Origin of the sequence: Pectobacterium carotovorum (genome assembly GCF_033898505.1) — a bacterium.
GTDB lineage: Bacteria > Pseudomonadota > Gammaproteobacteria > Enterobacterales > Enterobacteriaceae > Pectobacterium > Pectobacterium carotovorum_J.
This window is the reverse complement of record NZ_JAXAFK010000001.1, coordinates 1,614,469-1,628,270: the sequence shown is the minus strand read 5'-3', so window position 1 is coordinate 1,628,270 and position 13,802 is coordinate 1,614,469. Positions and strand designations below refer to the sequence as shown.

Here is a 13,802-nt window from a genome sequence, read left to right as displayed (position 1 = left end):
ATGATAAATGACGTGATGCATCACGGTTGCGAGACTGGCCGTCACGCCGCTCAGGGAAAGCGAACACAATGGTAAATTTAACGGATATGGCCGAGGGAGATTACCCTGAATATCGGCAGTTTTTTATTCTTGAATATGCTCAGGACTTACAGGATTCCCGGGGCTATGACGCGGAAAAGGCGAGGGCGATCGCCACGCAATCGATCGATATTGCGCTACCGCAGGGGGTTCACACAGCAGCCAATAAATTATGGTGCATTTATTCCGCAGATAACGAAGACGTCATTATCGGCTATTTGTGGGTGGTTCTGAACGAGAACGCCGCCTGGGTATCTGATTTTTGTCTCCTGTCCGGATGGCGAGGCCGCGGTTTCGGTAAAGCTTCACTTGCCGCGTTGGACGCTGCGCTCGCGGCGTTAGGTATGGGTGAAATTGGGCTGAGAGTGGCTGTCAATAACTCGGTTGCCAGGGCGTTATATGAAAAAAGCGGCTTCCAGATTACCGGTTTTAACATGCACAAAAATCTGAACTAACCCCCGCCACTGGAGCGTCATCAACCCGACGCTTCAGGAAAGCTCACTTCAGCGTCATAGCCCTCCAATCCTTACATCCTGTTCATTTCTGCATCGCTAAAGTTCAAAAAAAAGACGCCGATAAACAAAGTGTAGGAGCTCATTGCAACGGAATGTTGATTACGATAAGAGTCAACACCAGGAGAGCCACAATGGCCAAACAATTAATACAAAAAAAGACAATGAGTACCCGCGCTCAGGTACTGTTAACTGGCGCATTAACCATCGCACTCGGTTTCGCTGTCACCATCGGGGTGCTCAGCTGGCAGTCCAGTAAGGAACAAAAGTCTCTGGCAGAACGCTATTTACAGCAGATCGCCCAGAGCGAAGCACTAAGAATTCAACAGGAACTCAACTACGCTCGTGATGTAGCGCATAATCTTGGACAAGGGCTGGTTGCCTTGCCCGCCGCAGGCATTAAAGACCGTGCCGTGGTCGATAAAATGATGGAATACGCCCTGCGGGATAACCCGGAATACCTCTCGGTTTCAGTCATTCTTGAAGAGAATGCGTTTGACGGACGTGATGCTGAGTTCGCCGACAAGCCCGATCAGGCGCCTAAAGGCCGTTATGCCTGGTTTGTCGATCGCGATCAGGCTGGCAATTACAAGATGCACCCTCTGCTTTCCTACCTGACTCCCGGCCAGGGCGATTACTACCTGCTGCCGCAAAAGAGCCAGAAAGACACGCTGATCGAACCTTATACCTATGCTTACAACGGCGTTCCGACGCTACTGACGTCAGTCGCTGCACCGATTGTCAGCCAGGGAAAACTGTGGGGCGTCGTCACTTCAGATATCTCGCTTGCATCATTGCAGCAGAAAGTTAACCAGATTAAGCCCTGGGAAGGCGGCGGCTACGCGATGCTGCTATCCAGTGCGAGCAAAGTCATCTCTTATCCTGATAAATCCCAGACAAGTAAAGCCTGGCAAGGGCCGACAGATAATTTCACGTCTTCAGTGGTACAACACGACGATGCCATTCTGGGCGAGCAAGCGTTGGTGACCTGGCAGCCTGTGACCATCGGCAACAGCACGGAAAAATGGTATCTGGGGGTTGTAGCCCCTGTAAGCCAGGTAATGGCGGCTTCTGAACGTCAGTTAATGAATGCGGTCATTATGATGGTGATCAGTATCCTGTTGGTGAGCGCGCTGCTGGGCTGGGTATTCAGCCGTAAAGTGCTAAAACCGCTGGGTGGTGAACCACGTGAAGCCGCCACCATCGCGCTGGCCGTTGCGGAAGGTCGCCTGAGTAATGTGATTAACGTGAAGCCTAACGATCGCAACAGCCTGTTCTTTGCGCTGAATACGATGCAATCACAGCTGCGTCAGGTGGTCGGACAGATCAAAGAAGCCAGCGATTCAGTGCGACAGGGCGCGGCAGAAATTGCCAGCGGCAACCTCAACCTTGCATCGCGTACCGAACAGCAGGCCGCTGCGCTGGAACAAACCGCGGCAAGCATGGAAGAGATCACCGCAACGGTGAAACACAACGCCAACAACGCCCATCAGGCTACGACGCTCACAGAGAACGCCACGAAGATAGCTCAACGTGGCGAATCGCTGGTCGGTCAGGTGGTTCAGACGATGGCACAAATTGATGAAAGTGCGAAGAAGATTGGCGATATTACCACCATGATTAACAGCATCGCTTTCCAGACCAACATTCTGGCGCTTAACGCGGCGGTGGAAGCGGCGCGAGCGGGCGAGCAGGGAAGAGGTTTCGCCGTTGTAGCATCGGAAGTGCGCAGTCTGGCACAGCGCAGCGCCAGCGCGGTGAAAGAGATTGCCGCCCTGATCGAGGAGTCCAGCCAGCGTGTTGAAAGCGGCGTTAAGCTGGTGAACGATGCGGGTAAAACCATGCAGGATATGACACACGCCGTCAGCTCGGTACAAAGCATCATCGGTGAGATTGTCACGGCATCGGATGAGCAGGCGAAAGGCATTAGCCAAGTCACGATTGCCGTCAATGAAATGGATGGTGTTACGCAGCAAAACTCCGCGCTGGTACAGCAGATGTCTGCTGCAGCCAGCTCACTGGAAGATCAGTCCATGCTGTTGGCACAAACGATCGAGCATTTCCGTTTGGAACAGCAGCATGCGTTACCTCATGCGCTCTTAAGGTAAAAAGTGACGCCGTCACCCGGCTGCCTAACGGTTGTCGGGTGACATCTTTATTCCTTCCGTGATTTTTGCTCGCATTCCCCCGAATTTTCTTCGATATCGCATATGCATTCACCACTCCGCGAAAGTTGTATCGAGCCTTTAATTAAGGCAGATTAAATTATCCTAATTTTCTTAAGAAAAAATAACCATGCACCTGAATTACCCCTGTCTGAGAGCGTTCATGGAGATTGTCCGTAGCGGCAGTTTTGACATTGCGGCACGTAAGCTTCACGTCACGCCGTCTGCCATCAGTCAACGAATCAAGCAGTTGGAAGATCAACTGGGTCAGGTGCTGATTGTAAGGGGCAATCCCTGTCGCGCGACGCCAACCGGGCAAGCGCTACTTCGACATGCAGAACAGATAGATATGTTGGAGAGCGAGCTTTTCAGCACGCTTGAAATGCCGGCCAGGCAGCGTATTTCAGTGGCTGTGAATGCGGATTCAATAGATGGATGGTTTCTGGATGCGATGGAAGATGCCTGTCACCAGTCTGGTATTTTACTCGATATTCTTGTCGAGGATCAGGAGCATTCGGCAACCTTGCTGCGCGAAGGCCGGGTAATGGCGGCGGTCAGCGCCAGCCCGGAGACGATTCAAGGCTGCGGTGTGGAATACTTAGGAACGATGCGCTATCGCGCCTATTGCTCCCAGACATTTCACGATATGTACTTTGCTGACGGCATCAACGCGGACAGTCTACAGGATGCGCCGCTCCTGATATTTAACAATAAGGACAGATTACAATCCTTATTTATAGAATCTTTGGTTCCAGCCACGATTGAGCCGCCACAGCAGTTTGTTCCTTCAACGGCAGCCTTTGTCGGCGCCATTTTCAGAGGGCTAGGGTGGGGGATGATCCCGGAACATATGGCATCATCGCATACGGAAAAAGGCGAATTAGTGCCGTTTCAGGTCGGGAACCCGATCGATATCCGCCTGTATTGGCACCGCTGGAATATCCGTTCTGAATCGCTGGAGGCGTTGAGCCAAAGCGTACGAACGGCGGCCGTTCGGCATCTTTTTCGGTAATGGTGTCAAGCTTGGGACTCTAGCGACGGCCCCGTAGATTTGTACTGGCTGACCATTCATATGTTGCTGAGGAATCAGGTTTAAACTTATTTTTCTTCTTCTCGATCTTTGCCTGTTTTGCAACAGCGTCACGTTCCTTCATAAGCTTATCGATGTAATCGTCTTTAATATGATTACTCTCAGCGTTGGTCAGCGTACGGCCCTGTTTTTTTCGCGCCTGATCGAGTAACGTCTTAAGCTGACGTTGTTCACTTTCTGTCATGTCTTTCTGAGTCAGTCTTTGCATGGGAATGAACCTGATAAGCGGGCTGGAAAATACATTGTAGAGGAAAACACTCTGAGGCCCAGAGAAATCGTACCGCGAGCCTTCACAGTAGAAAAACACATAATGAGGAGAAACCATGTCACCAGAATTGGCCGTAGCGGCACAGTTTAAGGCCTACAATGAGCATGATATAGAGGCATTCGTGTCATGCTTTGCACCGGATTTCAAAGCGTACCGCATGCCGGCAGAAACGCCCTCGATGGCAGGAAAAGAGGCGCTGAGAGAGTTTTATGTGAATAACCGGTTCAACAACCCAAAACTGAGAGCGGAATTGGTATCTCGTACCGTGTTAGGCAATAAGGTATTTGACCATGAGTTAATTCATGGGCTTTCAGCTAAGCCTATAGAAAGTATTGCCGTTTTTGAGGTAGATAACGGGCTTATTAATACAGCCTGGTTTTTCTTTTCGTAGTCAATAATTCACGAGCGCGGAACTAATGATTTCAGAGACACAAACGTTACAGTCGCTGATTGTGCATTATGAAAGACAACTTCATTGCCAGGTAACGCGCTGCCAGAAAGCCGTCATTGATAAGCTGCTGCACCGCGACTTTTTTGAAATTGGTCGTTCTGGAATACGGTACAACAAACAGCAGGTTATTGATGCGCTGATTTCTGAAACGGTTGAGCAACGGATTCAGGCCGATAATTTCGAGTTATCAGTCGTGGATGAAAAAAGTGTGCTGCTGACATACCTGAGTTACACGGCCGACGAGAATAACATCGTCAGTAGAACATGGCGGACATCGCTGTGGATTAAAAATGCCGACAGCCCAAATCCCGGTGACTGGCAAATGCGTTTTCATCAGGGAACACCAACAGCAAACTCTGAAGTAATGGCTAACGATCGATGACATGAGGGGCATGCCGGAAAAGTGTTTTCTGGATGTAGGGATTTGTTCAGTTGAACGGCCAATTCCTTCCTGTTTATTTGTTGGTTCGTATAATGTATATTATGTTAAATTGCATATAATGCATTATTACTTCACAAACCAATCCCCATCACTGAAATCATGCAGTTGTAGCCACTCGACTCGCGCCCTATCATGAAGCCGTTTAAGCTTGAACCATAGTCAACGGCTTCATCGATTTTAACGACGTAACCAATTAGATGGAGTTGGCTTGCAAATAAGCGAACTTGTGGGTCGCATCGTCCCTGAATTTGAACATTTAGCGAGTCATCTCGCTCGTCTCTTTATGTGCCTTCAGGTAGTCCCATGCATCTAATACCGTATCGGGAATATCCACGTGTCCAATAAAACCAGCGCCTTTTGGACCATATCCATCAGCATCATCATGGAGCCTTTTTATTTCGCCTAAAATCATTGAGACATAACGTTCGATTGTCCATGTGCCGGGCAAATGCCCGCCGATTATTTGGGGTTTGCCACTGACGATGACTAATCTTGGACTGAAAACGGGCCAGTTAATAAATGTGCACGGCAAATTGTTTTGGCTCCAGCTATATATAAACGACTCATAGGTTCGTCGTTGCATGAGCGGATCCTGTACAAGGATTGCGCACTTCACATCCATTCCATGATCCACGATCAATTTGCTGCTCAGGTTTGCATTAGCTCCGCAGTTTGTTGAAGCCCTTTCGATATAAATGTTTTCCTGAGGTATGTTGAAAAGTCTTGTTGCCAGAGAGGCGATGATTTCAGCTTCACTTTTCCCTTGTGTTTCAATATGTAATCCAGCGGTGATTACGTTTCTTTCTATTTCATGACGAAGAAGGTCTGTTGAATGGCCGACGCCCCCGCTCACTAATAGTGGTAACTTGGCGTCAGAGGCAAAATTTAATGCACCTATGATATTGGGTATTACAGCATGACCGGCAATGATGACCAGTTCAGCTTCTATTTCCTGACTCTCCGTAAAATCATCTACGGCTAACCAATCAGAGATAATATTCAACGCATTCACTATATCTTTGGACATTCTCATGACTTACTCCCACGCTGATTGCGGCCTTGTTACTGAAGATTTGCAATTAAAACAGTACGCTGGTTCATTCCCATCGCGATGGTGTCGCGGCTTGAATCATTGCCGCTCGCCCCGCTTTCTTGTAACCTTCCCTTGCTACAAGCCGAATCCTGAACACAAAAACCTGAAACTACCGGACTCCACATGGCTGCTCATATTTCTAAAGATCCTTTGCATGGTGTCACGCTTGAAATGCAAGTCAATGCACTGGTTGCGCGTTTTGGCTGGGTTCAACTGGGCAAACTGATCAACATCAATTGCTTTAAAAACGATCCCAGCGTCAAGTCCAGTTTAAAGTTTTTGCGTCGGACGCCCTGGGCTCGTGCTGAAGTTGAAGCACTGTACCTTGATTCTCTGGATGGTACCTTTTCCGTAAAACCAGATGATGGCGCCGTTGACCCATGGGCTAATAGCCGCAGAAATAAGAGCTAACCAACGTGAAAAAGCCAGGCGTACTTATTACCGCTGCGCTTCTACTTGTCAGTTGCGCGTCTAAACCACCGAGCTCACTTGTCACCCCGCTTCCGGGGAAATCCCAGCAGAACCAGGAGCCGATGCGTGGCGTCTGGCTGGCGACTGTCTCCCGTCTTGACTGGCCGCCGGTGGCATCCGTCAATGCCAGCAGCCCAGCGCTTCGCATTACTCAGCAGCAGGACGCGCTGAAAGGTAAGCTGGATAAGTTGAAAAGTCTCGGTATCAATACCGTATTTTTCCAGGTTAAACCTGATGGTACCGCACTCTGGCCTTCTAAAATATTACCCTGGTCAGATATGCTGACAGGCCATATTGGTGAAGATCCTGGCTACGATCCGCTACAGTTCATGTTGGATGAAGCGCACAAGCGCGGTATGAAAGTTCATGCCTGGTTTAATCCCTACCGCGTCTCCGTTAACACCAAATCTACAACCGTGACGGAGTTAAATCGCACCCTGTCGCAGAATCCGGCTAGCGTATTTGTGTTGCATCGTGACTGGATCCGTACGGCGGGCGATCGCTTCGTACTCGACCCGGGCATTCCGGAAGCACGAAACTGGATCACCAGTATCGTGGCTGAAGTCGTGACGCGCTACCCGATTGACGGCGTGCAGTTTGATGACTATTTCTATGCTGAATCATCCGGTTCCCTCCTTAATGATGGCGAGACCTTTAAAAAACAGGGTCAGGGGTTTATCTCAAAAGCGGACTGGCGACGGCACAATACTCAGCAGTTGATTGAGCAAGTTTCCCACACCATCAAGCAGTTGAAACCCGACGTTGAATTCGGCGTCAGCCCCGCTGGCGTATGGCGCAACCGGTCACATGATGCGGCAGGTTCAGACACGCGAGGCGCAGCCGCCTACGATGAAGCGTATGCCGATACCCGTCTGTGGGTGCAGCAAGGGCTGCTGGATTACATTGCCCCGCAGCTATATTGGCCGTTCGCGCGCGACGCGGCTCGCTACGATGTATTGGCAAAATGGTGGGCGGATGTGGTGAAACCCACGAACACACGCCTTTATATTGGCGTTGCCTTGTATAAAGTGGGCGAACCGTCAAAGAATGAGCCAGACTGGACAATAAATGGCGGCGTGCCGGAATTGAAAAAGCAGCTCGATTTGAATGAGTCTGTGCCACAAATTAACGGCACGATTCTGTTCAGAGAGAACTATCTTAATCAGCCACAAACCCAGGAAGCGGTTAATTACCTCAGAAACCGCTGGAATCCGATCTGACGGGCGCTAATCGCGCCACGTTGTTACTTAAAACGTTGTTACTTAAAGTAAAAATCACTTAGAGTAAAATTTTCTCGATCGTTCGACGAAAGGAAGGCAAATCTTTTTCGGGTGAAAAATCTTTATTTATCGCTTTCCGGCCGATAAGACCATCGACGATTGAAAAAAGCATAATTTCGGCGATGTGGCCGAGGGAACGCTTAGTATCGCAGATGTTGTCAGCCTGCTTAACCGAGCGACAGGCAAGGTCGCGCCAGTCGGTTTGACCATTGCTGAACACCTCCCCTGGGATGCGATCAACCTTAAAAAGATGCTGGCATCACTTCCACTCATTGGATAAATGCGTTGCAGAGGTTTCAAAAACCTCTGCAACCTCCGTAAGTTTCTCCCCGCTCGCTCTAGCTAAACGTGCTGTTTACCCCTGTTGTTGCCACTTTTTTGGTTCAGAAATTCTGCTGTAGGAGGATTTTTTTTGCTTATTTAATAAGCATGTAAGATAGCCATGGCATCATAATTCACAATAACGTAATTAAATTATTGATTTTTATGTAAAAAAATAAAAGTTTCGAAACGAAATAAATCATTGAGTCGGTGACTGAAAAACCCTATATTGGCCGCGTTTTTCTTATAGTAGTTACGTGTTTAATTCATTTATTCAACTGTGGTTGCCTGCGAGCACACGGTTGTAGGAGAGATATGATGACGGATAAAGTCCGTATTGACAGTTTAGGTGCGAATTCATTAACCGGAAACAATGAAACCTATTTGGCAAGACAAGCTGAATTTGAATCGAACGTGAGGAGTTATCCACGCAAATTGCCTTTGGCAATTGCGAAAGCTGAAGGCGTGTGGATTACTGATGTTGAGAATAATCAATATCTTGATTGTCTGGCTGGGGCGGGAACGCTGGCGCTTGGACATAACCATCCTGACGTGCTGCAAAGCATCCAAAGTGTCATTACTAGCGGCTTGCCGTTACATACACTGGATCTGACAACGCCGTTGAAAGATCAGTTCTCCGAATATCTGCTTTCCTTATTGCCTGGTCAAGGCAAAGAGTACTGCCTCCAGTTTACGGGCCCTTCTGGCGCCGATGCGGTTGAAGCCGCGCTGAAACTGGCAAAAAAATACACCGGTCGTTCTGGTGTGATCAGCTTCTCCGGCGGCTACCACGGCATGACGCATGGCGCGCTATCCGTAACTGGCAACCTGTCACCGAAAGAAGCCGTCGACGGCATGATGCCTGAAGTTCAGTTTATGCCTTATCCGCATCAGTACCGTTGCCCGCTGGGTATTGGCGGTGAAGCCGGCGTTAAAGCATTAACCTACTACTTCGAAAACCTGATCAACGACGTTGAGAGTGGCGTACGCAAACCAGCGGCAGTCATTCTGGAAGCTGTTCAGGGCGAAGGCGGCGTTAACCCGGCACCTGCCGAGTGGTTGCAGCGCATTCGTAAAGTGACGCAGGAACACGGTATTCTGCTGATCATCGACGAAGTTCAGGCGGGCTTTGCACGTACTGGTAAATTCTTCGCCTTTGAACACGCTGGCATTGAGCCAGATATCATCGTGATGTCCAAAGCCGTTGGTGGCGGTTTGCCATTAGCCGTACTGGGTATCAAAAAGCAGTTTGATGCCTGGGCTCCGGGTCACCACACGGGTACCTTCCGCGGTAACCAACTGGCAATGGCAACCGGTCTGACGACGCTGAAGCATCTCAAAGACAATCAGGTAGCAAACAAAGTCGCTGAGCAAGGTGAATGGCTGAAAGCCAAACTGGCTGAGCTGCAAAAACGCTATCCGGTGATCGGCCACATTCGCGGTCTGGGATTAATGATCGGGATTGAGATTGTTAAACCTGGCGAAGCGCAGGATCACATGGGTTGCTACCCGGCTGATGGCGAGTTGTCTGCCCTGTTGCAGAAGAAATGCTTTGAAACGGGCCTGATTCTGGAGCGCGGTGGCCGTAACGGTTGCGTTCTGCGTCTGTTGCCTTCTCTGCTGATCAGCAATGCTGAATTGGAAATCTTCCTGGATAAATTTGAAAACGCCCTGCTGTCTGCTGGCGTGAAGCCAGTCTGAGTGGAGCGAATGACCACGATGTCCCAATTAGCGGAAACAGAAGCAGTGGAAACAAAAATCAACCCGATTCTGGCCTCTTCTGCGCAGAGTATCGAAGCCTATCAGGAAGCGATCACGCAGAGTAGCCAAGCCGTTATGCAGTGGCTGCAACAGCCTGAGATGTATCAGGGAAAGACTGTTGCTGAACTGCGTGAACGTATCACGCTGGATTTTAATCCGCAGGGCCTGGGTAACCAGGCCGCTATCGAGCGTGCGATTGAGTACTTTTTGAAAGACAGTCTGTCGGTACATCACCCACAGTGCGTCGCCCACCTGCACTGCCCGAGTCTGGTGGTCAGTCAGGCGGCGGAAGTCTTGATTAACGCCACGAACCAGAGCATGGACTCCTGGGATCAAAGCCCGTCAGCGACTATCATCGAGATGAAGCTGATTGAATGGCTGCGTACTCAGGTTGGCTATCAGTCTGGCGATGCGGGCGTATTCACTAGCGGCGGCACCCAGAGTAACCTGATGGGGCTGATGCTGGCACGTGATGCTTTCTTTGCCCGTCAGGGACATTCGATCCAGCAGGATGGATTGGTTGGTAACCTGAAGAAAATTAAAGTGTTCTGTTCTGAAAATGCCCATTTCTCGGTGCAAAAGAACATGGCTTTACTGGGGCTGGGTTATCAATGCGTTACGCTGGTAAAAACCGACCGCTTCGCGCGGATGGATCTGAACGATTTAGCAGAGAAAGTGGCGCAGGCCAAGGCTAACGGCGAGCAGATTCTGGCGATTGTCGCGACAGCCGGTACCACGGATGCAGGTGCGATCGATCCTCTGCGGGCGATTGCGACGCTGGCGGCAGAGCATCAGATTTGGGTACACGTTGATGCAGCCTGGGGCGGCGCACTGCTGCTGTCCGAGAAGTATCGCGATTATCTGGACGGTATTGAACTGGTGGATTCCATTACGTTGGATTTCCATAAACAATTCTTCCAGACCATCAGCTGCGGCGCATTCTTGCTGAAAGAAGCCCGCCACTATGAGCTGATGCGCTATCAGGCAGCTTACCTGAACTCTGAGTTCGATGAAGCACAGGGCGTCCCTAATCTGGTGTCGAAATCATTACAGACGACGCGCCGTTTTGATGCGCTGAAACTGTGGATGGGTCTGGAAGCGTTAGGCCAACAGCAGTACGCGGCGATCATCGATCACGGCGTTACGCTGGCACAGCAGGTTGCGCAGTATGTGGATGAACACGCGTCACTGGAATTGGTGATGCAGCCGCAGTTGGCAAGCGTTCTGTTCCGTTTCCGCCCGCAACAGCTGGCGACAGCGAATGACGCGACTATCGCATTGCTTAACCAACGCATTGGCGATGCTCTGCTGGAATCAGGCCGCGCCAACGTAGGTGTCACCGAATTTAACGGTGTTACCTGCCTGAAACTAACGTTGCTGAACCCAACGGTCAACCTGGGCGATGTCAAAGTTCTGCTGGAACTGGTTGAAAGCACGGCACAGCCTCTGCTGACTGCCTAATTCCTCTGCTTTACTGCATCGTGAAAAGCCGATAACAATAACAGGTTATCGGCTTTTTTTATGACGTGCTTCCTCGTTCACAATGCACGATTAACGGTTGAACCTGCACTGCATCATGCTTCATCATACCGGGTTTTCTAGCCGTATTATTTCGCGGGCGCGCTGATGCCGTGGCTACGGAATAAATAGAAATTCTGGGATAGATGAATAAATGACATCACAAAAAGCAACACTCATTGGGTTAACCGCCGTCGTGCTTTGGAGTGCCATTGTCGGGCTGATTCGAAGCGTGAGCGAAGGATTTGGGGCGGTTGGCGGTGCGGCGATGATCTATACGTTAAGTTCGGTGATGTTATTCATTACGGTCGGCTTTCCTAAAATCAAAACCTTCCCGGTATCCTACCTCATCGCCGGCAGTATGCTGTTTGTCTGCTACGAACTGTGCCTCTCTTTATCCCTTGGCTATGCCAATAGCAGCACTCAGGCAATCGAAGTCGGCATGGTTAACTACCTCTGGCCAAGCCTGACGATCCTTTTATCCGTCTTGGTTAATCGGCAAAAAACCAGCCTGGTTATCATCCCCGGAATGCTGCTGGCTATCACGGGCATTGGCTGGGTATTAGGCGGTGACGAAGGGTTATCCTTGAGCAGCATTATTAATAACCTCTATAGCAATCCATTAAGCTATGGGTTGGCTTTTGGCGGCGCCATTATCTGGGCGATTTACTGCGCGATAACCAAGAAAATCGCTAACGGCGCGAACGGTATTACCCTCTTCTTTATGCTAACGGCGTTGACGCTGTGGGTTAACTATCTGCTCGCCCCTCAACCTGAATTTATTATCAGCACGCCCGTTATTATCAGCTTGATTCTCGCTGCTGGCGCTATGGGGTTCGGTTACGCCGCATGGAACGTGGGTATTCTTCACGGTAACGTCACCGTCCTGGCGACCGCGTCTTATTTCATACCCGTCATTTCCGCAGCGCTTGCGGCATTTATTCTTAATTCGACGTTAACCGTTGCTTTTTGGCAAGGCGCGGCAATGGTTAGTCTGGGATCGCTACTGTGTTGGTGGTCAACCCGCTCCGCTACATAAAAAAGTCGTGGAGCAGGCAAACTAACATGTCAGGATGCAAGGCGAATTAATACGAATATCCCGGTTTTTTCGCCAACGTATCCAAATGCGGCTTGATGATCGGATCGTAAACCTCATCCTTCCAGCGATCGGGCTGAACCTCGTTCAACGCGACAGAAAGCGAGTCGTCGGAAGAGCCAAAATGCTTCTTCAGAACCGCAGCGAGATCGCCTGCGACAGCTTTCTTCTCTTCTTCAGACAAGTTTCTTGGGAAATATTTGACATCAATATGGGGCATGAGAGCGTCCTTTTCAGTGATGAAACAGCACGTTGGTTAAGTTAGTTAAGATAGCTAGTGTGTATGAAGACGGCAATAGGGTAGCTCGCCCGATGATAAACAACCAGCCTGAGACAAATTGGCCTAAACTCATCGAAGTGTGTCATTCAGGCCACTGTTAGCGATCGGTCAAATTCTTATACTGCTCCTGTTTGGTGCATAACGGCACCGCCAGTTAACCTGATATGGGAGCAATAAGATGAAAATAACGCAGATTCGCAATGCGACATTACTGCTGGAATTTGGTGGAAAAACGTTTCTGATTGACCCGATGTTGGCACCAAAGGCAACCTATCCCGGCTTTGCGGGGACGGCAAACGCGCATTTGCGTAATCCACTGGTCGATCTTCCTCTGCCTATGGCGACGATTCTGGATGTTGATACCGTGATTGTGACGCATACGCACCTCGACCATTGGGATGATGCAGCCATTGACGCTATCCCGAAAACGATGCCGATATTCAGCCAGAATACGCAGGATGCTGACCTCATTCGGCGCGCAGGATTTACCTCCGTGCATGTTCTGGGTGAGCAGACGGAATATGACGGCATAACGCTGATCAAAACGTCTGGCCAGCACGGTTCTGATGAAACCTACGCTAATCCACAGATGGCGGAACGATTGGGTGACGTCTGCGGGATTGTCTTTCGACATGCTCATGAGAAATCGTTTTATCTGGCTGGCGATACTGTCTGGAATCAGCATGTTATTGCTGCACTGACGCATCACACGCCCGATGTAGTGGCGCTGAATATCGGCAATGCGGTCATTCCCGGTTTCGGTTCCATTATCATGGGAAAAGAGGATGTACGGCGTGTGCATCAGCTCGTGCCCAACGCGGTGATAGTCGCGACGCACATGGAAGCGGTAAACCATTGCCTTTTAAGCCGTGCCGAACTGCGTGACTATCTGCACGAAGAAAAGCTTCAGTCTATCGCGCATGTGCCAAACGATGGTGAAAGCGTGCAATTCTGAACCAGGTAATAACCAGAACCT

14 protein-coding genes and 1 pseudogene are annotated in these 13,802 nt (G+C 49.9%); 12 read left to right on the top strand and 3 right to left on the bottom strand.

The annotated features are described in order from the left end of the window. Window positions 1-68 precede the first annotated feature (68 nt). The 3 genes from R9X49_RS07295 (at window position 69) to R9X49_RS07285 (ending at window position 3,767) form a co-directional block, all read left to right on the top strand. A complete protein-coding gene (locus R9X49_RS07295; protein WP_319847768.1) occupies window positions 69-533 on the top strand; it encodes a GNAT family N-acetyltransferase in 465 nt (154 codons plus the stop codon). 191 nt (window positions 534-724) lie between these two features. Next, window positions 725-2,698, top strand: coding sequence for a methyl-accepting chemotaxis protein (locus R9X49_RS07290; RefSeq protein ID WP_319847767.1), 1,974 nt, complete (start codon window positions 725-727; stop codon window positions 2,696-2,698). Window positions 2,699-2,885: 187 nt separating this feature from the next. After that, window positions 2,886-3,767 carry an HTH-type transcriptional regulator ArgP gene (locus R9X49_RS07285; protein WP_319847766.1) on the top strand — a complete coding sequence of 294 codons (882 nt, stop codon included), beginning with the start codon at window positions 2,886-2,888 and terminating at the stop codon, window positions 3,765-3,767. A gap of 19 nt (window positions 3,768-3,786) precedes the next feature. On the opposite strand, the gene R9X49_RS07280 is transcribed toward R9X49_RS07285, so the two are convergent. Then, on the bottom strand, window positions 3,787-4,053 hold the full coding sequence (locus R9X49_RS07280) for a DUF3811 domain-containing protein (protein WP_319847765.1): 267 nt from the start codon (window positions 4,051-4,053) through the stop codon (window positions 3,787-3,789). A gap of 115 nt (window positions 4,054-4,168) precedes the next feature. Between R9X49_RS07280 and R9X49_RS07275 the strand changes: the two genes are divergently transcribed. Together R9X49_RS07275 and R9X49_RS07270 are read left to right on the top strand one after the other, a co-directional pair. Beyond that, window positions 4,169-4,504 carry a nuclear transport factor 2 family protein gene (locus tag R9X49_RS07275; RefSeq protein ID WP_319847764.1) on the top strand — a complete coding sequence of 112 codons (336 nt, stop codon included), beginning with the start codon at window positions 4,169-4,171 and terminating at the stop codon, window positions 4,502-4,504. Window positions 4,505-4,529: 25 nt separating this feature from the next. Next, window positions 4,530-4,946 carry a nuclear transport factor 2 family protein gene (locus tag R9X49_RS07270; protein WP_319847763.1) on the top strand — a complete coding sequence of 139 codons (417 nt, stop codon included), beginning with the start codon at window positions 4,530-4,532 and terminating at the stop codon, window positions 4,944-4,946. Window positions 4,947-5,262: 316 nt separating this feature from the next. Here the strand turns inward: R9X49_RS07270 and R9X49_RS07265 are convergent, their stop codons facing one another. Beyond that, entirely contained in the window at window positions 5,263-6,039 is a 777-nt protein-coding gene (locus tag R9X49_RS07265) for a YdcF family protein (protein ID WP_319847762.1), read from the bottom strand. Between the two features lie 183 nt (window positions 6,040-6,222). Here R9X49_RS07265 and R9X49_RS07260 point away from each other — a divergent pair, with 183 nt between their 5' ends. The 6 genes and pseudogenes from R9X49_RS07260 (at window position 6,223) to yddG (ending at window position 12,489) form a co-directional block, all read left to right on the top strand. After that, complete coding sequence (locus tag R9X49_RS07260) at window positions 6,223-6,510, top strand: VF530 family protein (RefSeq protein WP_319847761.1); 288 nt, start codon at window positions 6,223-6,225, stop codon at window positions 6,508-6,510. Window positions 6,511-6,515: 5 nt separating this feature from the next. After that, window positions 6,516-7,790: a glycoside hydrolase family 10 protein gene (locus R9X49_RS07255; RefSeq protein WP_319847760.1), complete on the top strand. Its 1,275-nt coding sequence runs from the start codon at window positions 6,516-6,518 to the stop codon at window positions 7,788-7,790. A gap of 166 nt (window positions 7,791-7,956) precedes the next feature. Beyond that, window positions 7,957-8,130: pseudogene (locus tag R9X49_RS07250) on the top strand (arginase family protein); the annotation flags it as partial. A gap of 356 nt (window positions 8,131-8,486) precedes the next feature. Next, the gene (locus R9X49_RS07245) at window positions 8,487-9,872 is read left to right on the top strand and encodes a diaminobutyrate--2-oxoglutarate transaminase (protein WP_319847759.1); all 1,386 of its coding nucleotides are present in this window, start codon (window positions 8,487-8,489) and stop codon (window positions 9,870-9,872) included. A 9-nt stretch (window positions 9,873-9,881) separates the two neighbouring features. Beyond that, the gene (locus tag R9X49_RS07240) at window positions 9,882-11,393 is read left to right on the top strand and encodes an aspartate aminotransferase family protein (protein WP_319847758.1); all 1,512 of its coding nucleotides are present in this window, start codon (window positions 9,882-9,884) and stop codon (window positions 11,391-11,393) included. A 211-nt stretch (window positions 11,394-11,604) separates the two neighbouring features. Then, a complete protein-coding gene (gene yddG / locus R9X49_RS07235; RefSeq protein WP_319847757.1) occupies window positions 11,605-12,489 on the top strand; it encodes an aromatic amino acid DMT transporter YddG in 885 nt (294 codons plus the stop codon). A 46-nt stretch (window positions 12,490-12,535) separates the two neighbouring features. On the opposite strand, the gene pptA is transcribed toward yddG, so the two are convergent. Beyond that, window positions 12,536-12,766, bottom strand: a complete 231-nt coding sequence (gene pptA / locus R9X49_RS07230) for a tautomerase PptA (RefSeq protein ID WP_319847756.1) — start codon at window positions 12,764-12,766, stop codon at window positions 12,536-12,538. Window positions 12,767-13,004: 238 nt separating this feature from the next. Between pptA and R9X49_RS07225 the strand changes: the two genes are divergently transcribed. After that, entirely contained in the window at window positions 13,005-13,781 is a 777-nt protein-coding gene (locus tag R9X49_RS07225) for an MBL fold metallo-hydrolase (protein WP_319847755.1), read from the top strand. The last annotated feature ends 21 nt before the right edge of the window (window positions 13,782-13,802 follow it).